A 21,775-nucleotide genomic window follows, 5' to 3' on the forward strand; every position below is an offset into this window, starting at 1 on the left:
TAGGAGTCATGGGTTATTAGGTGATAATATGATCAATAGAGTAAAGAATAATATAGAAAAATATAAATTGCTGGAAGATACCGAAACGGTACTTGCAGCCATATCCGGAGGACCGGATTCAATGGCTATGCTGTATAGTCTCTATGAACTAAGACAAGAATATGGGATTAGGATTTTGGTTGCACATGTGAATCACGGAGTAAGGGGTGAATTCGCAAAAAGGGACCAGGATTTTGTCCAGGCAATATCAAATGGACTGGGTCTTGATTATTACACGACAGATGTCGATATGGTTGCTTACGGCAAGGAACATAAGATGACATCTGAAGAGGCGGGACGTTTGTTGAGATACGATTTCTTTAGAAAGATTCTTAAAGAAAATGGCGGTGGAAGAATAGCCATTGCACATAATAAGAACGACCAGGCTGAAACAGTACTTCATCGGATAATAAGAGGGACTGGTTTGGATGGACTCAGAGCTATGACCATGATAAATGGAGATGTGATAAGACCTCTTCTCAATATAGGAAGAGATGATATAGAGAGCTTTATAGAAGAGAAGGGTATTAAGACTGTTGAAGACCATACAAACCTTCAGACAGTATATACGAGAAACAAAATTAGACTCGAGCTTATTCCATATCTAAGGGATAATTTCAACCCCAATATAGTTGACTCTCTCTACAGACTTTCAGAAATCGCCCAGTCAGATTTGGGTGTTCTGGACCAGGAGATGGAAAAAAAGTACAATTTAATAGTGAAAAAAAGAACAAACAATAGTATAATCTTTAAAGGCGAAGCATTCATGGAGCAAGATGAAGGTACAGCCAGAAGAATCATTAGGAAAGCATTATTGAATCTATTGGGTAATCTGGAGGGATTTGGAGAGATACATATTCAAAATGCAATTGATCTTTTCAGGTCAGGAGTAACAGGAAAGTCTGTAGATTTAGGCAGAGATGCTTCAGCAATTGTATCCTATGATGACCTCATAATTAGGATTGGGAAAGCTCAAAGCCAAAAGATGGACAAGACCATTCTGGAAATCGGAGAAAATAGATTGCCTGGCTGGAAGCTGATAGTTTCTCTGCAAGAAGCAGACTTGATTTCAGATAAGGGTGAATTCTCAAATTTACATATTGACAGGGATAAGGTACAGGGGAATATTTTTATTCGGCCAAGAGAAGATGGTGACAGAATCAAACCACTGGGAATGGAAGGAACAAAAAAAGTAAAAGACATTTTCATCGATAATAAAATTCCTAGAGAAGAAAGGAACAATATCCCAATAATTGGAGACAAAAAGGGTATAATCTGGATACCTGGGAATGCAATAAGCAGGGATTACAGAGTGGATTCAAATACAAGGAGTATTTTAAAGATAACAATCAAGACGATTGAAGAGGAAAAGAATTGACTGGGAGGAAAATGATTTGAATAATCCAATTAAGGAAGTTCTTCTGACAGAAGAAGAGATCAGTGAGAGAGTTGGAAAGCTTGCAGAGGAAATTTCTGAAGATTATAGAGGTAAGAATTTATTGGTTGTAGGTATTCTTAAAGGAGCTGTTATATTCCTGTCCGATCTTGTAAAAAGACTTGAATTTCCAGTGATGCTTGATTTCATGGCGGTTTCGAGTTATGGTAAATCAAGTGTTTCTACTGGTGAAGTGAGAATACTGAAAGACCTTGATTATAGTGTGGAAGGCAAGGATATACTTATCGTCGAGGATATTATTGATACCGGATTAACCCTTAATTACCTTAAAGACATATTGGGTAAGAGGGGAGCAGATAGTGTTAAAATCTGCACGCTTCTTGATAAACCGGGACGAAGAACAGTAGGTGTAGACATAGATTATCTTGGATTTGAAATTCCAGATGAGTTTGTGGTAGGATATGGGTTGGACTACAATGAGAAATATAGAAATTATCCTTTTGTAGGAGCATTGAAGGAAGAAATATACGAATAACCACTAATTGATAACCAGCTTAGGCTGTGTTATAATCAATAAATATCATCCACTGGAAGAGATGGAGGGAGGACTAGTATTGAAACGATTTTTTAAGGGCATCAGCATATACCTTTTAATAGTTTTACTTATAATGTTTAGCGTAAGGATGTTCGGAACAGAAGTAGAACAGGTAACAGAACTGGACTTTACAGAGTTGGTGTCTAACATAAACGATGGAAGCATAACTAGAATTACATCAATTGGAAATACAGTCGAAGGAGAGCTGGAGGATGGAAGAAAATTCTCTGGAATATTGCCTGAAGAGGCTAGACTGACATTCTACCATGACTATATGAAGGAACTTGTTGACAGCGGTGAGCTGGTGTACGCTGCAGAGCAGGTACCTGAAACGCCCTGGTATATAAACATGCTGCCCACACTAATGATTTTGGTTGTCTTTGGAGTTTTTTGGTTTGTATTTATGCAACAATCCCAAGGTGGCGGCGGTGGCGGAAAAGTCATGCAGTTTGGAAAGAGCAAGGCCAAGCTTGTTAAGATTGAAGAAGGAAAGCTTGTATCCTTTGATGAAGTTGCAGGTCTCGAGGAAGAAAAGGAAGAACTGCAGGAAATCGTAGATTTTCTAAGCGGACCAAAAAAATATATTGATATAGGTGCAAGAATACCAACAGGAGTACTTATGGTTGGACCTCCTGGAACAGGTAAGACCTACCTGAGTAAGGCAGTTGCCGGAGAAGCAGGGGTACCGTTTTTCACAATATCAGGATCTGATTTCGTGGAAATGTTTGTTGGAGTCGGAGCCAGTCGTGTAAGAGACCTGTTTGAGCAAGCCAAGAAAAATTCACCATGTATAGTTTTCATAGACGAAATCGATGCGGTTGGAAGAAGAAGAGGCGCTGGACTTGGTGGAGGACACGATGAAAGAGAGCAGACACTGAATCAGCTGCTTGTTGAGATGGATGGATTTGCGAAGAATGAAGGGATAATAGTAATGGCTGCAACAAACAGAGCAGACATCCTTGACCCTGCACTTCTGAGACCGGGAAGATTTGACAGAACAATATATGTAGGACTTCCTGATATAAAAGGAAGAGAAGCAATACTGAAAGTACACACAAGGAAAAAACCTCTTGAAGATGATGTAGATCTAAGAGTTATTGCTAAAAGGACTCCAGGATTTACACCAGCTGATCTTGAGAATCTTGTAAATGAGGCAGCACTTCTGACAGCAAGATTCAACCTCAAGAAAATACCGATGCATTTGGTAGAGGAAGCATCAATAAAGGTACAAGCGGGTCCTGAGAAGAAAAGCAAGGTAATCAGTCCTCACGAGAAAAGGTTGACAGCCTTCCACGAAGCAGGGCATGCACTTACAGCAAGACTAATGCCTGGAACTGACCCTGTTCACCTTGTTACAATAATACCAAGGGGAATGGCAGGTGGCTTCACAGCATATATTCCTGAGGAAGACAGAAATTACCTCACAAAGAGGCAAATGGAAGATAGGCTTGTAATGTTGCTGGGAGGAAGGGTTACAGAAGCTCTTGTCCTGGAGGATATAAGTACTGGAGCTCAAAATGACATCGAAAGAGCGACTAAGCTTGCAAGATCAATGGTCACACACTATGGTATGAGTGACGTGCTTGGACCAATGACATACGGAACAGATGAAGAAGAGGTATTTGTAGGTAGAGACCTGAATCGATCCAGGAACTATAGCGAGGATGTAGCTGCAGCTATAGACAAGGAGATGAGAAAAATAATTGATACTGCTTACCATAGAGCCGAATCACTGTTAAAAGATAATATGGAAACACTTCATAGAATTGCGGAAGCATTGCTCGAGAAAGAGACAATAGATGCAAAAGAGTTTGAAGAACTTTTCCAAGGAAATTAACGCAGGACCCCTTTATTGGGGGCCTGCTTTTCCCATGTCTTGACATATAATAATTGATAAATATAAAAATAAATTCAAATGTGGAAGGTGAATAATTTTGGAAAAATTAATTATTACAGTGGCATCCGTGGGCTCTTTACCTACTAAAAAAGAAACACCTTATGTACCCATAACTCCTGATGAAATAGCACAGGATGCATTAGAATGTTATGAGGCTGGAGCAACCGTTTTACATGTTCACGCAAGAACTCCATCAGGAGATAATACTCATGACGTAGCTTTGTTTGAAGAGATTCATGAAAAAGTAAAAAATAAAGTGCCAGAAATGATAGTCCAGATATCGACAGGTGGCAGAGCAGGGTTGGGGTTTGAGAGTAGGAATAGAGGGTTATTTGCTAATCCTGAAATGGCAAGCCTAACTACAGGGTCCGTTAATTTTCCAAATATGGTTTATGAAAACTCTCCAATATTGGTAAGAGAACTTGCCATAATGATGGCAGAGAGAAATATAAAACCTGAGATAGAAATTTTTGATACTAGTATGATAAAACCGGCATTGGAATTATGTGAGGAAGGCATCATAAAGGAACCTTTGTATTTCAACTTCATCATGGGATTGAAGGGTGCGCAGGATGCTAAGTTTTCTCAATTAAGTCATTTGCTTAGTTTAATACCAAAAGATTCACAATGGAATATTTCAGGAGTTGGTAGACATCAAATATTTACATCTTTTTTAGGTATATGTTTAGGTGGTCATGTAAGAGTGGGCTTAGAAGATAATATTTATTATAGTAAGGGTGTACTTGCTAGAAATTCTGATTTAGTAAAACGTGTTGTTAGATTATCAAAGGAATATGGGAGAGAAATTGCTACGGCTAGTGAAGCCAGAGAAATCTTAAAATTGTAGTGTGTTTTGAAAAAGAAAGTAGAATTGATACTAAAATATAATATCAAAATGCTTTTTTGGTGGTATTATATTCTTATGCTTTCTGCAATTTTACATTCATAATTTAAAATTGTTGAATATTATATTGCAATTATGCAATAAGTTCTAATATAATAGGGGTTATGGAAGGTACCAATATGAGGAGGTAAAATGATGTACGATGAAAAAAAGCTAGAGCAAATTAAATCGTCTTTCAAGGACTGGGATGAAATAGTCGCAAAGCAGCTTGAAAAACATCCTGAAATGAAGGAAACCTTTGCAACTGGTTCAGACAAAACAGTTAAAAGGCTTTACACGCCACTAGACACATCAGAACTGGATTATGAAAAGGATCTTGGCTACCCTGGTGAGTACCCATATACAAGAGGAGTACAACCAACGATGTATAGGGGAAGATTTTGGACAATGAGACAGTATGCAGGATTTGCAAGTGCAGAAGAGTCAAACAACAGATACAAGTATCTTCTTGACCAAGGTCAGACAGGACTGAGTGTTGCCTTTGACCTGCCAACACAGATTGGTTATGACTCAGACCACGTATTATCAGAGGGAGAAGTAGGAAAAGTCGGGGTTGCAATAGATTCACTTAAAGATATGGAAATTTTATTTGATGGAATACCATTGGACAAAGTCAGTACATCAATGACAATAAATGCCCCTGCAAGCGTTTTACTTGCTATGTACATTGCAGTGGCCGAAAAGCAAGGAGTATCTCCGGGACAACTAAGAGGTACCATACAAAATGATATCTTGAAAGAGTACATTGCCCGTGGAACCTATATATTCCCGGTTGAGGAATCAATGAGACTGATAACCAATATTTTTGAGTATTGCTCAAAGGAAGTTCCACAGTGGAATACAATAAGCATAAGTGGATATCACATAAGAGAGGCTGGTTCAACAGCAGCTCAGGAAGTAGCGTTTACACTTGCAGATGGAATTGCATATGTTGATGCAGCAATTAAAGCAGGACTTGACGTAGATGATTTTGCACCTAGATTGTCATTCTTCTTTAATGCTCATAACGATCTTCTTGAGGAAGTTTCAAAGTATAGAGCTGCAAGAAGACTTTGGGCAAGAATCATGAAAGAGAGATTTGGAGCAAAAAAAGAAAAGTCACTCCAACTTAAGTTCCACACTCAGACTGCAGGATCAACACTAACTGCACAACAGTCTGACAACAACATTGTAAGAGTTGCAATACAAACATTGGCAGCGGTACTTGGTGGAACACAGTCACTACATACAAACTCAAGGGATGAGGCACTTGCACTTCCAACAGAGGACTCAGTCAGAATTGCATTGAGAACACAGCAGATTGTGGCACATGAATCAGGAGTTATAGAGACAGTCGACCCATTGGCAGGATCCTACTATATTGAGAGTCTTACCAATGACATTGAAAAGGAAGCAATGGATTACATTGAGAAGATAGACAATCTTGGCGGAGCGCCGAAAGCAATTGAAAAGGGTTTCATTCAAAAAGAGATTCAAAACTCAGCGTACAAGTATCAGATGCAGGTTGAAAGTCTTGAGAAAATTGTTGTAGGAGTAAACAAATTCAGAATCGAAGAAACAGATAAGAAAGAACTTCTTAAAGTCGATCCACACGTGGAGCTTATGCAAAAGAAGAAGATCGAAAGGCTTAAGAGTACCAGAGACAACGATAAGGTTCAAAATACTCTTGATATCTTGAAATCAAAGGCTGAAACTGATGAGAACCTTATGCCGTTTATAATTGATGCAGTTAAGGAATATGCAACATTGGGAGAAGTTTGTGGAGTTCTGAGAGAAGTTTTCGGAGAGTATGAGCAATCTGTAATATTATAGTTATGAGGAGGAAGTCAAATGGATAAACCCATTAGAGTACTTGTGGCAAAGCCAGGATTGGATGGACATGACAGGGGAGCAAAAGTTATAGCCAGAGCACTTAGAGATGCAGGAATGGAAGTAATTTATACAGGTTTAAGACAAACACCAGAGCAGATAGTAGCTGCTGCAGTTCAGGAGGATGTAGATGTCGTTGCATTGAGCATTCTATCAGGTGCACATAACCATCTGTTCCCTAAAGTGGTAAGACTTCTAAAGGAAGAGGGAATTGAGGATGTTTTGGTACTTGGCGGAGGTGTAATACCAGAGGATGACATACCTGGATTAAAGGAAGCCGGAGTCGAGGGGATTTTCACACCTGGAACACCAACCAAGGAAGTTATAGAGTTCATTAAGGGAAACGTTAAGAAATAATAGGTGGTGTTTTAATTGAATATTGAAGAAAGGCTTCTTAAAGGTGATAAAAGAGCCTGTGCACGCCTGATATCCTTGCTCGAAAACAATGATGAACAGGCAGTGAATATCATAAAGAGACAATATCACAAGACCGGTAACGCCTATGTAATTGGAGTTACCGGTTCTCCGGGAAGTGGTAAATCGACACTTACAGACAGACTGACAAAAGAATTGAGAGCTCAAGGAAAAAAGATAGGGATACTTGCAGTTGATCCTACAAGCCCCTTTAGTGGTGGTGCAATTCTTGGAGATAGAATCAGGATGTCAGACCTTGCCCTCGATAAGGATGTATTTATCAGAAGCATGGGCACAAGAGGTTACCTGGGTGGAATTTCAAAGGCAACCTGGGGAGCTGTAAAGGCATTGGATATATATGGTTGTGACTATATTTTTATTGAAACTGTAGGTGTAGGTCAATCGGAAATTGATATTGTGAAGATGGCAGACACAGTTCTTATGGTAATGGTCCCCAATATGGGAGATGACATACAGGCAATAAAGGCAGGAATAATGGAAATCGCAGATGTATTTGCAATAAACAAATCAGATTTGGATGGTGCAGACAAAACAAAACTGGAAATTGAGATGAACTTGGACCTGAATGAGAAAAGTGACTACAGAGCACCAGTGGAGCAGGTATCTGCTATTAAAAATGAAGATATCGACGTTTTGCTCCAAAAGATAATGAACCATGAGAACTATCTGAAGGAGACAGGAAAGCTTCATGAAAGAAGAAGAAGAAATCTTAAGGTTGAGATTGTTCAGCTTGTGGAGGAAGAGCTTCTGAAGTTAATCATGGATAAGGCACTTGAAGGGGATCTTTTAGAGGAACTTTCTCATGAGGTGGAAAAGAGAAAGCAGGACCCATACACTGCCAAGGAAAAGATAATATCCCTAATCAGGGAGTAGATGTGAGGAGGAAAATCTGTGGTAACTAAAATAGATCACATTGGAATAGCTGTAAAAAACCTTGACGAAACATTGAAATTCTATGAAGATGTAATGGGGATAAAATGTACAAGCAAGGAAGAAGTTGAGGAACAAAAAGTTAGAGTTGCATTTTTACCAGTAGGAGATTCAGAAGTAGAGCTTTTGGAGTCTACGACCGAGGATGGACCGGTAGCAAAGTTTATTGAGAAGCGTGGAGAAGGAGTTCAACACATAGCTTTCAAGGTAGACAACATTGAAGAAGCCATCAAGGATCTTCAGGAAAAGGGTGTAAGACTAATCGATGAGAAGCCTAGATACGGCGCAGGTGGGGCGAGAATCGCTTTCCTTCACCCAAAATCAACATCTGGCGTTCTTATAGAAATCAGCGAGAGAGACTAAGTACATTAGGAGGATGAAAATGAGCGATAAGATTCAAGATCTTCTCGAAGCTAAAAGAAAAATCAAGCTTGGAGGCGGAGAAAAAAGAATAGAAAAGCAACACAGCTCAGGAAAAATGACAGCAAGGGAAAGAATCAACTACCTATTTGATGAGGGAAGCTTTGTTGAACTGGACGCATTTGTTAAGCACAGAGCAACAAACTTCAATATGGGAAAAGTTCATGCCGAAGCAGATGGAGTGGTAACAGGCTACGGAACAGTAGACGGAAGATTGGTTTATGTATATGCTCAGGATTTCACAGTAATCGGAGGATCACTTGGAGAAATGCATGCAGCAAAGATAAATAAGGTTCAGGATATGGCCCTTAAAATGGGTGCGCCAATAGTTGGAATCAACGACTCAGGTGGAGCAAGAATCCAGGAGGGAGTAGACGCCCTGTCAGGATACGGAAAAATATTCTACAGAAACACAATATCCTCAGGAGTAATCCCACAGATATCAGCAATAATGGGACCAAGTGCAGGAGGAGCGGTTTACTCACCTGCCATAACAGACTTCATCTTTATGACTGACAAGACAAGCATGATGTTTATAACAGGACCTCAGGTAATCAAGTCAGTAACAGGAGAGGAAGTAAGCCAGGAAGCTCTTGGAGGAGCAAATACCCACAACAAGAAGAGTGGAGTCGCACACTTTATCGACAAGACAGAACAGGAATCACTGGATAAGATAATAGAGTTGTTGGGCTTCTTACCTTCAAACAACATGGAGCAGCCACCAGCTTATGAAGTAGTAGATGACATAAACAGAGTGGATGAAGAGCTTAATGAAGTAGTACCGCAAAACCCAAACAAGCCTTATGATATGAAAAAAGTAATAGAAATGATAGCGGATGATAACCACTTCTTTGAGGTGCAACCACTGTATGCACAGAACATAATAACAGGATATATCAGACTAAACGGAAAAACTGTAGGAGTGGTTGCAAACCAGCCGAAGATTCTTGCAGGATGCCTGGATATAAACGCATCAGACAAAGCAGGAAGATTCATAAGAACTTGTGATGCCTTCAACATACCTTTACTTAATCTAGTAGATGTACCAGGATTCCTTCCAGGAGTTGGACAGGAACATGGTGGAATCATAAGACACGGAGCAAAGATGCTATACGCTTACTCAGAGGCAACAGTGCCAAAAGTAACAATGATAGTTAGAAAAGCCTACGGAGGAGCATATCTTGCAATGTGTAGTAAAGACCTTGGAGCAGACCAGGTGTTTGCATGGCCAAATGCTGAGATAGCTGTAATGGGACCGGACGGAGCTGCAAACATAATTTTCAAGAATGAAATATCAGAATCAGATGACCCAGTGGCAACAAGAGCAGAAAAAATTGAAGAGTACAGAGACACAGTAGCAAATCCATACATCGCAGCACAAAGAGGATTTGTTGATGATGTAATAGTGCCAAGTCACTCAAGACCAAGACTTATAAGTGCATTTGATATGTTAGAGACTAAGAGAGAGACCCGACCAAGTAAAAAACACGGCAACCTGCCAGTATAGGGAGGAAAAACCATGGGAAATGAAGTAACGATGGGAGAAGCGCTGGTTGTAACTGTTGTTAGTATGGGAGTAGTATTTATTGTTCTGATACTGATTTCGCTGACAATTGGTTTTCTAAAATCAATGGAAGTTGGTAAAAAAGAAACAAAAAAAGTTGCCCCGGTAAAACAAGAAAAGCCAGTCAAGAATGAAACAACAGCAGCTGCACAAACATCAGAAGAGGATGAAGAAGAGCTGATAGCAGTAATAACAGCAGCTGTAGCAAACAGTCTAGGAGTGGACATACCAGAAATATATATCAGCAGCATAAGAAGAACCCCACAGGCAACAACAGTTTGGAGAGAAATCGGAAAACAGGAACAGATAATGGGGAGAATGTAGTAATTAAGTCAGGCGAAAGTATAAAGTAAAATTAGAATGAGTAAAGTTAATCTTAAGAAAAGTCATGATGAATAAGTGATCATATGGAAAGATCAGCTTGATTTAACACATGAAGTGAGAAAATCAGACTGACTTGCGTGATTACCACTTAAGTTAATAGTTACTTGACTGCAAAAGAACGAAAATATATTACTGACCAAATGCAAGCTCAATCGATAGCAAGTCAATTTTCGAAACGAGTGTGATAAATCTCTGATCTTGAATCAGAGAACGCTTCATCGGACTTTTCGAGAGTAGACTATACGAAAACAAAGAAATCAATTGAGAATGAATAATAATAACCTAAAAACGGAGGAGAAATAATGAAAAAATTCAACATAACCGTAAACGGTAAAAGCTACGAAGTGGAAGTTGAGGAAGTAGGTGCACCAGCATCCTCAGCACCAAAGGCAGCAAAAGCTCCAGCATCATCAGCCGCAGCACCTGCACCTAAATCAGCACCTAAGACAGAAGCAAAACCTGCACCAGTAGCTGCATCAGCAGACCAGGAAGTAGTAGAATCACCAATGCCAGGAAACATCTGGAAAATCCTAGTAAAAGAAGGGCAGGAAGTAAAAGAAGGAGACGTACTTTTGATACTTGAAGCAATGAAGATGGAAAACGAGATTGTATCACCAAAAGATGGTGTGGTATCAAAGATTGCAACATCAGAAGGCGCAGCAGTAAACACTGGAGATCAGCTGGTAATCGTGGACTAATCCCTTCAAGAAAGGATGAACTAAGATGTTAATGGAAATATTTGCAGATTTTTGGTACAACACGGGATTTGCCTTGATGGAATACGGTCATGCGGTCATGCTTTTGATTTCCTTTGTGTTATTGTACCTTGCCATAGCAAAAGGGTTTGAACCACTGCTGTTAGTGCCGATAGCTTTTGGAATGATGCTGGCCAACCTGCCAGGAGCAAACCTGATGAAAGAACCATTGGTAGAAATAATGAGAGACCCGGCAACCGGAGACCTTGTTAGCAAGACAAAGGAATACGGAGGAGTTTTATACTACTTATACCTGGGCGTTAAGCTGGGAATATATCCACCTCTTATATTCATGGGAGTAGGAGCCATGACTGATTTTGGTCCGCTAATAGCAAATCCTAAATCAGTTTTATTGGGAGCAGCAGCTCAGTTTGGAATCTTTGTTACCTTTTTAGGAGCAACACTTTTAGGATTTACTGGACCAGAGGCAGCGAGCATAGGAATAATTGGGGGAGCTGACGGTCCTACAGCACTGTATCTGACTTCTCAGCTGGCACCACACCTGTTGGGGCCAATAGCAGTGGCAGCCTACTCATATATGGCATTGGTACCAATAATCCAGCCACCGATAATGAAGGCTCTTACTACAAAAGAAGAGAGATCAGTAGTAATGGAGCAGTTAAGACCAGTATCCAAGAAGGAAAAGATTATATTCCCGATAGTGGTAACAGTGCTTGTAACACTGATACTGCCATCAGCAGCACCACTTGTTGGTCTGTTGATGATAGGAAACCTGTTCAGGGAAACCGGACTTACAGAGAGACTATCCAAGACAGCTCAGAATGAGCTTATAAACATAGTAACAATTTTCCTGGGAGTAACAGTCGGAGCTACTGCAAGTGCCGAGAACTTCATGAACTTCCAGACAGTGAGCATAATTGCATTGGGATTGGTAGCATTTGCAATAGGGACAGCAGTTGGAGTTTTATTTGGAAAGATCATGTACAAGCTTTCTGGGGGAAAGGTAAATCCGCTGATAGGGGCAGCAGGAGTATCTGCAGTGCCAATGGCAGCCAGAGTAGCCCAGAAGGTAGGACAGGAAGCGAATCCAAAGAACTTCCTTTTAATGCATGCAATGGGACCGAATGTAGCAGGAGTAATCGGATCAGCAATAGCGGCAGGTATGCTATTGATGTTCTTCGGATAAAAATCACAGGCTCATCCTCACTTGAGGGTGAGTTTGTTTGTTTTTTGCATCAATAGGGTAAAGAGTACCTACAAAAATGTGGGAGGAAAAAACATGTATTCAGGTTATGTTACAGATGTAGATGGAATAATTGTTGGACATGAGGAATCCTTGGAAGGTATGACAGGATGCACTGTAATAATTGCCGAAGAAGGTGCAACCGGAGGTGTAGATGTCAGAGGCTCAGCTCCAGGAACCAGGGAGACGGACCTGTTCAAGGCGGAAAAGATGGTGGACAAGGTCCATGCAGTAGTCCTGGCGGGAGGATCAGCCTTCGGTTTGGAGGCATCATCAGGAGTAATGGACTATCTGGAGGGAAAAGGGGTAGGATTCGATGTAGGTGTAACAAAAGTACCAATTGTTGCATCAGCGGTTATCTTTGATCTTCTTATTGGTGACCCGAAAATCCGGCCAGATAAAAACATGGGATACAAGGCAGCAATGAATGCCAGTAAAAAAGAGGACAGACAGGGCTCAGTTGGCTGTGGCAAGGGGGCAACTGTAGGAAAGATACTAGGACCTGACAATGCCATGAAATCCGGGTTAGGGAGCGCTACAGTAAGGGCAGGGAACTTGACTGTAAGTGCAATTGTAATTGTAAATAGCTTTGGAGATATATTCCATAAGAATACTCAGATTGCTGGAGTATATGATTACAAGGACAACAAGATGCTGAATACGGAATTCATAATGAAGCAGTCCACTGAAAGGATCCAGTTTTCAAATACAAATACGACCATTGGAGTTGTGGCAACAAATGCAATACTGACAAAAGCAGAAGGAAACAAGGTTGCGCAAACTGCACACAACGGACTCGCCAGGACAATAAACCCCGTCCACACAGCAGTAGATGGAGACACTTTATTTGTGATGGCTACGAACAAGGTTCAGGCAGATATAAACCTTGTTGCAATGCTTTCCGCTGAAGCAGTTGAAAAAGCGGTTGTAAACGCAGTGCTATCAGCCAGTCCTTATAAAGGTATGAAAACAGCCAATGAAATATAAAAACATTGCAATTATTCAATTCAGCTTATATAATGTTAATGTTGAAAAAGCTGACATCCATATAGGAGTCGGACTGTAAGAATGTAAACTTGTTAAATCGACTGGTATCCACTGGAACCAGAGCGGAGGGATAATAATGAAAAGTATGAAACGTTTTGACATCAGAAAATTAACCATTATTGGTGTTCTTGGAGCAATCTCCATTGTACTGGGTATGACGCCTCTTGGATTCATACCGGTTGGACCAACTAGAGCAACAATCATGCATATTCCCGTTATCATCGGGGCAATAATAGAAGGACCGATTGTTGGAGCTCTGGTTGGACTGATATTCGGATTGTTCAGCATATACCAGGCTATAACAGCGCCAACACCAGTTAGCTTTGTATTTCTTAACCCCATAGTTTCAGTTCTACCCAGGATTTTAATAGGGATAACTGCTTACTACACCTTCAAAGGTCTGAACAGTCTTGGCTCAAAGAGAACCATCGGTTTACTGTATGTTATATGGGCAGCAATTATTATTTATCTTTCAAGGGGAATTTATCTAAGTGTAATTGATTATACGAGCATATGGCCGCTTTTAATGAACGTGGGTCTACTGATTCTGACAATTGGAATGGTTTACCTGACTGCTGCAAAGTTTAAAGACAAGGCGCTGGATATAGTAATAGCAACAATCGTTGGTACACTGACAAACACAGTAGGCGTCCTAACAATGATATATGTATTCTTCGGGGAAAGATTTGTTGAGGCTCTTGGGCAGGATGTTGAAGTTGCCAGAAGAATAATAGTGGGAATTGGAATAACAAATGGAATTCCCGAATCAATAATCGCAATAATAATCGTAACCAGTGTTGTAAGTGCAGTTAAAAGACGAAGATAGAGGGTGAGTAGATGCTACTAGTAATAGATGTGGGAAATACAAATATCGTATTAGGGGCCTATGAGGGTGATAAACTGGTTTATGACTGGAGAATATCAACGGATAAGGAAAAGACTTCTGATGAGTATGGATTACTTTTTGACCAGATGTTCAAATACAATGGAATAGACGCAAACGATGTTGACGATATAATAATATCCTCTGTTGTGCCAACACTGATGCACACATTACCTGCAATGAGCAATAGATATTTCAAGAAGGACCCAATTGTCATAGGTCCTGGAGTCAAGACAGGTATGAATATTAAGTATGACAATCCAAAGGAAGTCGGAGCCGACAGAATTGTAAATGCAGTGGCTGCCTACGAGAAGTATGGAGGACCAGTCATAATTGTAGACTTTGGTACAGCAATTACCTTCTGCTTTGTGAATAAGGAAGGAGAGTACCTGGGTGGAATAATAACACCTGGAATAAAGATCTCATCAGAGGCATTGTTCCTTAGAACAGCAAAGCTGCCAAAGGTTGAAATACTAAAGCCAGAGAAAGTAATAGGAAAGACTACGATAGCAAGCATCCAGTCGGGACTTGTATACGGATTTGTAGGCATGGTTGACTCTTTGATTGTAAGGATGATCGAGGAAATGAACCACACCATTGATGAAGTTAAGGTTGTTGCAACAGGAGGCTTCTCCACTTTGATGGCAGGAGAAAGCAAGTACATCCAATATAACGACAAGTTTCTGACATTGGAAGGATTAAGGATAATATATGAAAGAAACAGTAAGTAGCCTGGCTACTTACTTTTGTTTTACGAGAGGTGAAGTATGAATATAGGAAATTTTCACATAGAAAACAAATTGATGCTGGCTCCCATGGCAGGGGTTACTGACCTGGCATTTAGAATAATATGCAAGGAAATGGGAGTAGGACTCACAGTCACAGAGATGGTCAGTGTCAAGGGGATCTATTACAAAGACAAAAAGACAGATAGTCTCACTACTATAGATCCCAGGGAAAGACCAGTTTCACTTCAGATTTTCGGATCCGAACCTGATATAATGGCTCATGTGGCAAGAGAAAATCTTAATGACAGAAAAGATATAGACTTAATTGATATAAACATGGGTTGCCCGGCTCCTAAAATAGTGAAAAATGGTGACGGAAGTGCCTTGATGAAAGATCCGAAACTGGCAGCCAGGTTGATAAAGAGCGTGGTAGACGCTTCAAATAAGCCAGTAACTGTGAAAATAAGAAAAGGTTGGGACAAAGACTCAATCAACGGGGTAGAGATAGCAAAGATTGCAGAAGATTCGGGAGCGGCGGCAGTCACAGTTCATGCAAGGACAAGAGATATGTTCTATTCAGGAGAAGCTGACTGGGATTATATCGCTAGCGTAAAATGTGCCCTTAAGATTCCTGTAATTGGAAATGGAGATATATTCAAAGCTCAAGATGCACTCCTTATGATGGAAAGGACTGGATGTGACGGTGTGGCAATAGGTAGAGGTGCAATGGGAAATCCTTGGATATTCAGGCAAATAAACCAATTGCTCGAAGGTAAAAACCCAGATAAGCCGTCACCAGCCGAAGTTCTGGAAACAAGCATAAGGCATATGAACATGGTGTGCGAGTTCAAGGGAGAAAGAATAGGCGTAAGAGAAATGAGAAAACAACTTGCATGGTATATAAAAGGTATGAAAAATTCTAATGAAATCAAGAACAGGATCAATACCATGGAGGATAAAAATGAGATAGAGTCATTGCTTAAAGAGTATCTTCAGAATTTGATTGAGGATGATAATCTCCAAGAAGCTCTGTAACACTTGACAAGCTTGTTTTACTTGATTATAATATGTTGCATACAACTAGGAAATTATTGTAATCTATCACACGAAAACGGCATAATAAAGGGAATAAAAGGGGAAACCCTTATTTTTGTTTAATAAAGGAGAGAGTTTAATGGCAGAGAAGGACGTTTTCTTAACACATGCGGGATTGGAAAAACTTGAAAAGGAATTGGAAGACTCAAAGATAATTAAGAGAAAAGAGATTGCAGAAAGAATTAGAACTGCGCTGGACTTTGGAGACATCAGTGAGAACTCAGAGTACGACCAGGCTAAGAACGAGCAAGCTAAGCTTGAGGAGAGAATAGCAAAGATTGAGTCAATCCTAAGGAATGCAAAACTTATTGAGGATGAAGACATCTCAACTGAAATAGTTGGAATAGGATCCAAGGTGCTTGTTCTTGATGTGGAATACGACGAAGAAATGGAGTACACTATTGTAGGTTCAGCAGAAGCCAATCCGTATGAGGGAAAGATTTCGAATGAATCACCTGTTGGAAAAGCACTTCTAGGAAGCAAAGCTGGAGATACAGTCGATGTACAGGTGCCTGATGGAGTTGTAAAATACCAGATCCAGAAGATCGACCGATAAATTCAAGGAGGTATAATATGCAAACAGGTGAACAAAGCTTAAATGAAATGCTTCAGATTAGAAGAGAAAAATTGGCAAAGCTGATAGAAAAAGGCAAGAACCCTTTTCTTATAGAAAAATATGATTATACTCATCATAGTAATGAAATAAGAGATCAGTTTGAAGAACTTGAAGGCAAGGAAGTATCAATCGCGGGAAGAATAATGTCCAGGAGAGGTCACGGAAAGGTAAGCTTTTTGGACGTCCAGGACAGCGAGGGAAGAATTCAGGTTTTTGCAAAACAAGATTTGATTGGCCAGGAAGAGTATGAAGACCTTTCATATTTGGACCTGGGAGATATAATCGGAGCAAAGGGAACCATATTCAAGACAAAAACAGGCGAGATTTCAGTCAGAGCCACAGAGATTCTGCTACTGACAAAATCACTACAGATACTGCCTGAAAAATTCCATGGTTTAAAAGACCAGGACCTTAGATACAGACAAAGATATGTTGACCTGATTGTAAATCCTGAAGTTAAGGATACATTTATACTTAGATCAAAGATCATCAAGGCAGTAAGAGAATACCTTGATGAAAGAGGATTCCTTGAGGTTGAGACACCGATTCTGAGTACGGTTGCCGGGGGAGCAAATGCAAGACCGTTTGAAACCCACCACAACACGTTGGATATAGATATGTACATGAGGATTGCAAATGAACTTTACTTGAAGAGACTTATTGTAGGTGGATTCGAGAAAGTATATGAAATGGGGAAAATGTTCAGGAATGAAGGAATGAGCACTAAGCACAATCCGGAGTTTACAAACATTGAACTATACCAGGCGTATGTAGACTACGAAGAAATGATGAGACTTACAGAGGAACTGTTTGCATTTGTTGCAGAAAAGGCTCTTGGAACAACCAAGATAAATTACCAGGGAACAGAGCTGGATCTTACTCCTCCATGGAAGAGAATGGATATGGCGGATGCGGTAAAAGAATATACCGGAGTAGACTTTTCAAAAATAGACACTGACGAAGAAGCCAGAGAAATTGCAAAGGCAAAGGGTCTGGATGTAGATGAGAATACGACAAGAGGCCACATAATATCGGAAATGTTTGAAGAGTTCTGTGAGAAGCATATGATTCAACCGACATTTATTACAGGACACCCAGTGGAAATATCACCATTGGCAAAGAGAAATCCAGATGATCCAAGAATCACAAATAGATTTGAAGCATTTATTAACACATGGGAGTTGGCAAATGCATTCTCAGAGCTAAACGATCCAATTGACCAAAGAGAAAGATTTGAAGAGCAGGTCAAGCAGAAGGAGTCAGGAGATGACGAAGCTCACCCAATGGATACAGACTTTATCAATTCCATTGAAGTAGGTTTGCCACCAACTGGAGGTTTGGGAATAGGAATTGACAGAATGATAATATTGTACACAGATCAGCCAAGTATAAGGGATATATTGTTGTTCCCTACAATGAAGCCGATAGCTGGAGAAGAGACTTCAAATGTAGTAGAAGACCAGGTTGCAGAGACTACAAAAGAGATAGATTTTTCGAAGGTTAAGGTAGAACCACTATTTGAGGAATTTGTCGATTTTGAAACCTTCAGCAAGTCAGATTTCCGTGCTGTGAAAGTTCTTAATTGCGAGGAAGTACCTAAGAGCAAAAAACTATTGAAATTAACCTTAGATGATGGTTCAGACTCTGAAAGGACTATTTTAAGCGGCATTAGCGAATATTACAAACCAGAGGACCTAATAGGAAAAACGCTGATTGCAATCACTAATCTTCCCCCAAGAAAGATGATGGGAATTGATTCTTTCGGGATGGTTATAAGTGCCATCCATGAAGAAGAAGGCGAAGAAAGATTGAATCTCTTAATGGTTGACTCACACATTCCAGCAGGAGCAAAACTCTACTAGAATATAATTTAACCTAGTAAACTTAAAAGGCTTTGTAAGGCATAATTGCTTTACAAGGTCTTTGTTTTACTTTGTTGTCAAAAATAATACATTGCTTACACTAGCTTTACAGTATACTATCAATATTTATCGTGTAATATATTTGGGTATAGAAAGTACAAGGCTAAATAAGGAGAAGATACCATGACAAATATAGATTCAGGATTTAACTTAGAAAACACGTATATTACTTTACCAGAGTTTTTTTACTCAAAAATAAAAACTCAAGCAATTAGTGACCCTATGATTACTATATTAAATGAAAAACTAGCTAAGGATTTGGGGCTTGAAGTTAATTATCTAAAATCCAAAGATGGAATAGATATTTTAGCAGGTAATAAAATACCAGAGAATTCAACGGCCATAGCTCAAGCTTATTCAGGACATCAATTTGGTCATTTTACAATGCTTGGAGATGGACGAGCCTTGCTTATTGGTGAACATATAAGGCCAAATGGTGAACGTTTTGATATTCAGTTAAAAGGCTCGGGGAAAACTCCCTATTCCAGAGGTGGTGATGGTAGGGCGGCCCTTGGACCAATGTTAAGGGAGTATATTATCAGTGAAGCTATGTATCATCTAGGGATACCTACGGCAAGAAGTTTGGCTGTGGTTAAGACTGAAGATAAAATTTATAGAGGCAAACAAATCAATGCAGCTGTTTTAACCAGGGTAGCCAAAAGTCATATCAGAGTTGGAACATTTGAATATGCTGCAAAGTATGGAAATTCAGAAGATACTAAGACATTGGCAGATTATACGATAAAAAGACATTACCCAAATCTTATGCTTAAAGAAAATCCATATATTGAACTTCTAAGACAAGTAACAAACACTCAGGCAAAATTAATTGCTAAATGGCAGCTTGTTGGCTTTATCCATGGAGTTATGAATACAGATAATATGAGCATTGCAGGTGAAACTATAGATTATGGTCCTTGTGCTTATATCGATGTTTATAACCCAGAAACTAAGTTTAGCTCAATAGACCATCAAGGGAGATACGCCTTTGGAAATCAGCCTAAAATTGGACTTTGGAATCTTTCAAGATTTGCTGAAACCATTCTGCCATTGCTAGATTCTAATACAGATAAGGCAATAAAAATTGCAAAAGATGTTCTTGGAGATTTCGGTAACCACTATGAAAGTAACTACTATTCTGGCATGGCAAGAAAACTAGGACTTTTCAGATACAAAAGTTCTTATAAAGATCTCATTGATACTTTACTTGATTCCATGACAAAGCATAAGGTAGATTATACAAACTTTTTTTTAGGCCTAACATATAGCGAGAATTTTGAATTGGAGTTTTATAAAACAAAAGATTTTAAAGATTGGGAAAGAGAATATACATTAAGATTAAAAACTCAAGAGCAAACAGATGAGCAGAGTAAAGAGTTAATGAAAAAATCAAACCCTCTTTTGATTCCAAGAAACTACCTTGTTGAAGAAGCTTTAGAAAGTGCTGTAGAAAATAATGACATTAGCAAACTAAATGAATTATTACAAGGACTAAAAAATCCTTATGAGATCAGTATGGTAGATAAGAAATTTATGAAAATACCACAAGCTCGATCAATTCCTTATAAAACTTACTGTGGCACGTAAAGGTCTCGGTTTTAAAAAGCATAAAATTAATTACTCTATATTGTATGGAGGTAATCTATGAAAATATTGCACATAACAAGTCAATACCCTGGAAAGACCGGAAGCGGAACCTATCTTAAGGCCATGATAACTGAAGCTCATAAGAATGGATACAGACAGGGACTTCTGGGAGCTGTCCAGGAAGGCCTGGATTACGACAATCCTATCCTTGAATACCTGGATATGATCCACTTCAACACTACTGAAATTCCATTCCCCATAATGGGGATGAGCGACAAGATGCCATACAGAAGCAGCGTGTACAAGGATATGAGCATTGAAGATATCGACAGATGGGAAAATGAATTCACAAGAAAGTTTGAAGATGCGGTAGAGAGCTTTAATCCTGATGTCATTTTGTCCCACCACCTTTGGCTCGGGACATCCGTTGTAGCCAAGCTATCAAGAGACATACCTGTATATGGAATATGCCATGGAACAGATATAAGACAGTTCCTTAAGATAAACAGGCTGGCGGAAAGGGTTGCAAAAGAGCTGCATGCACTGGAAGGTGTATTTGCGCTGACAGTAGATCAGAAAACAACAATAGAAAGACTTTATAATATACCATTTGAGAAAATTCATCTGGCAGGGGGAGGTTACGACGAAAATATATTCTATCCTCCTGAAAACAAGAAGATCTCGGACAGGGCAAGACTTGTATATGCAGGAAAGCTAAGCCATGCAAAGGGACTGATTCCGCTACTCGATGCATATGAAAATCTTCAGCGCATCCACCCCGTGGATCTAACCATGGCTGGAAGTGGCCAGGGCGAAGAAAAGGAAGAGATTTACAAACGGGGCAATGAATTGGGGGTTAAGTTCACTGGAGCCTTGAGCCAGGTGGAACTGGCTGATCTTTTCAGAGAGTCTGATATCTTTGTATTGCCATCATACTACGAAGGTCTTCCGCTTGTAACAATGGAGGCACTCGCATGCGGTCTTATGGTTGTAACAACAGACATACCTGGATTAAAAAGCTATATGGGAGAGAAACTCGCAACATCAGGATTGGTAAGTTTCGTTAAACTCCCGAGAATGATGGATGTAGATACACCACTTCATGACGATTACAATCAATTTGTTTTTAATTTGAAAAAAACATTGGATATACAGATTAATAATCATCATGACGGGTATAATAATGTTGCACCCTTTAAAAGGGAAGTTGAAAAGCTATCATGGAAGGGAGTCTTTGAAAGAATAAGTAATGCCTTTTAAATTGACATTTTCCTTGACAACCTTTTCATTAAAGGGTATTATATAAAAGCTGACTCTTTTGAGAAGGACATTAACAGAAAAGACAATAAAAAAACTTCAAAAAAAGATGTTGACGCAGGGTTAGTATACATGGTATACTAATCAAGTCGCCTCGAGAGAGGACGGCGCTGAACCTAGATAACTAAACAGTTGTGAGAACTTTGAATAAACCAAGAATCAATTTTTTAAAAACAAATAATATTGAG

20 protein-coding genes are annotated in these 21,775 nt (G+C 39.6%); all 20 read left to right on the plus strand.

Translation table 11 applies throughout. The features are described from left to right. The first annotated feature begins 28 nt into the window (after positions 1–28). Entirely contained in the window at positions 29–1,417 is a 1,389-nt protein-coding gene (gene tilS / locus ACOEN1_RS06130; protein ID WP_422485653.1) for a tRNA lysidine(34) synthetase TilS, read from the plus strand. Positions 1,418–1,433: 16 nt separating this feature from the next. Then, positions 1,434–1,970 (plus strand): hypoxanthine phosphoribosyltransferase, encoded by a 537-nt coding sequence (gene hpt, locus ACOEN1_RS06135; RefSeq protein WP_422485655.1) that lies wholly within the window; start codon positions 1,434–1,436, stop codon positions 1,968–1,970. Positions 1,971–2,049: 79 nt separating this feature from the next. Then, positions 2,050–3,867: an ATP-dependent zinc metalloprotease FtsH gene (gene ftsH, locus ACOEN1_RS06140; protein WP_422485657.1), complete on the plus strand. Its 1,818-nt coding sequence runs from the start codon at positions 2,050–2,052 to the stop codon at positions 3,865–3,867. Between the two features lie 97 nt (positions 3,868–3,964). Then, positions 3,965–4,774, plus strand: a complete 810-nt coding sequence (locus tag ACOEN1_RS06145) for a 3-keto-5-aminohexanoate cleavage protein (RefSeq protein WP_422485659.1) — start codon at positions 3,965–3,967, stop codon at positions 4,772–4,774. A gap of 192 nt (positions 4,775–4,966) precedes the next feature. Then, positions 4,967–6,643, plus strand: coding sequence for an acyl-CoA mutase large subunit family protein (locus tag ACOEN1_RS06150; RefSeq protein WP_422485661.1), 1,677 nt, complete (start codon positions 4,967–4,969; stop codon positions 6,641–6,643). Positions 6,644–6,661: 18 nt separating this feature from the next. Continuing rightward, positions 6,662–7,057 (plus strand): cobalamin B12-binding domain-containing protein, encoded by a 396-nt coding sequence (locus ACOEN1_RS06155; RefSeq protein WP_422485664.1) that lies wholly within the window; start codon positions 6,662–6,664, stop codon positions 7,055–7,057. A 15-nt stretch (positions 7,058–7,072) separates the two neighbouring features. After that, positions 7,073–8,008, plus strand: a complete 936-nt coding sequence (gene meaB, locus ACOEN1_RS06160; protein WP_422485666.1) for a methylmalonyl Co-A mutase-associated GTPase MeaB — start codon at positions 7,073–7,075, stop codon at positions 8,006–8,008. An 18-nt stretch (positions 8,009–8,026) separates the two neighbouring features. Further along, positions 8,027–8,428: a methylmalonyl-CoA epimerase gene (gene mce, locus ACOEN1_RS06165; RefSeq protein ID WP_422485667.1), complete on the plus strand. Its 402-nt coding sequence runs from the start codon at positions 8,027–8,029 to the stop codon at positions 8,426–8,428. Between the two features lie 19 nt (positions 8,429–8,447). Then, positions 8,448–9,992 carry an acyl-CoA carboxylase subunit beta gene (locus ACOEN1_RS06170; RefSeq protein WP_422485668.1) on the plus strand — a complete coding sequence of 515 codons (1,545 nt, stop codon included), beginning with the start codon at positions 8,448–8,450 and terminating at the stop codon, positions 9,990–9,992. A gap of 12 nt (positions 9,993–10,004) precedes the next feature. Further along, positions 10,005–10,373, plus strand: coding sequence for an OadG family protein (locus ACOEN1_RS06175; RefSeq protein ID WP_422485669.1), 369 nt, complete (start codon positions 10,005–10,007; stop codon positions 10,371–10,373). A 362-nt stretch (positions 10,374–10,735) separates the two neighbouring features. Next, a complete protein-coding gene (locus tag ACOEN1_RS06180; RefSeq protein ID WP_422485670.1) occupies positions 10,736–11,131 on the plus strand; it encodes a biotin/lipoyl-containing protein in 396 nt (131 codons plus the stop codon). Positions 11,132–11,156: 25 nt separating this feature from the next. After that, a complete protein-coding gene (locus ACOEN1_RS06185) occupies positions 11,157–12,335 on the plus strand; it encodes a sodium ion-translocating decarboxylase subunit beta (protein ID WP_422485671.1) in 1,179 nt (392 codons plus the stop codon). Positions 12,336–12,428: 93 nt separating this feature from the next. Then, entirely contained in the window at positions 12,429–13,379 is a 951-nt protein-coding gene (locus ACOEN1_RS06190; RefSeq protein WP_422485672.1) for a P1 family peptidase, read from the plus strand. Positions 13,380–13,515: 136 nt separating this feature from the next. Next, positions 13,516–14,265, plus strand: a complete 750-nt coding sequence (locus tag ACOEN1_RS06195; protein ID WP_422485673.1) for an ECF transporter S component — start codon at positions 13,516–13,518, stop codon at positions 14,263–14,265. Positions 14,266–14,276: 11 nt separating this feature from the next. Next, positions 14,277–15,053, plus strand: coding sequence for a type III pantothenate kinase (locus ACOEN1_RS06200; protein ID WP_422485674.1), 777 nt, complete (start codon positions 14,277–14,279; stop codon positions 15,051–15,053). A 36-nt stretch (positions 15,054–15,089) separates the two neighbouring features. Beyond that, entirely contained in the window at positions 15,090–16,085 is a 996-nt protein-coding gene (dusB, locus tag ACOEN1_RS06205; protein WP_422485675.1) for a tRNA dihydrouridine synthase DusB, read from the plus strand. A 139-nt stretch (positions 16,086–16,224) separates the two neighbouring features. Continuing rightward, positions 16,225–16,701, plus strand: a complete 477-nt coding sequence (greA, locus tag ACOEN1_RS06210; protein ID WP_422485676.1) for a transcription elongation factor GreA — start codon at positions 16,225–16,227, stop codon at positions 16,699–16,701. Positions 16,702–16,718: 17 nt separating this feature from the next. Further along, on the plus strand, positions 16,719–18,623 hold the full coding sequence (gene lysS / locus ACOEN1_RS06215) for a lysine--tRNA ligase (protein WP_422485677.1): 1,905 nt from the start codon (positions 16,719–16,721) through the stop codon (positions 18,621–18,623). A gap of 183 nt (positions 18,624–18,806) precedes the next feature. Next, positions 18,807–20,270, plus strand: a complete 1,464-nt coding sequence (locus ACOEN1_RS06220) for a protein adenylyltransferase SelO (RefSeq protein WP_422485678.1) — start codon at positions 18,807–18,809, stop codon at positions 20,268–20,270. Between the two features lie 57 nt (positions 20,271–20,327). Further along, positions 20,328–21,530, plus strand: coding sequence for a glycosyltransferase family 4 protein (locus ACOEN1_RS06225; RefSeq protein WP_422485679.1), 1,203 nt, complete (start codon positions 20,328–20,330; stop codon positions 21,528–21,530). Positions 21,531–21,775 lie beyond the last annotated feature (245 nt).

Origin of the sequence: Gudongella sp. DL1XJH-153 (assembly GCF_049310905.1) — a bacterium.
Taxonomy (GTDB): domain Bacteria; phylum Bacillota; class Clostridia; order Tissierellales; family Tissierellaceae; genus Gudongella.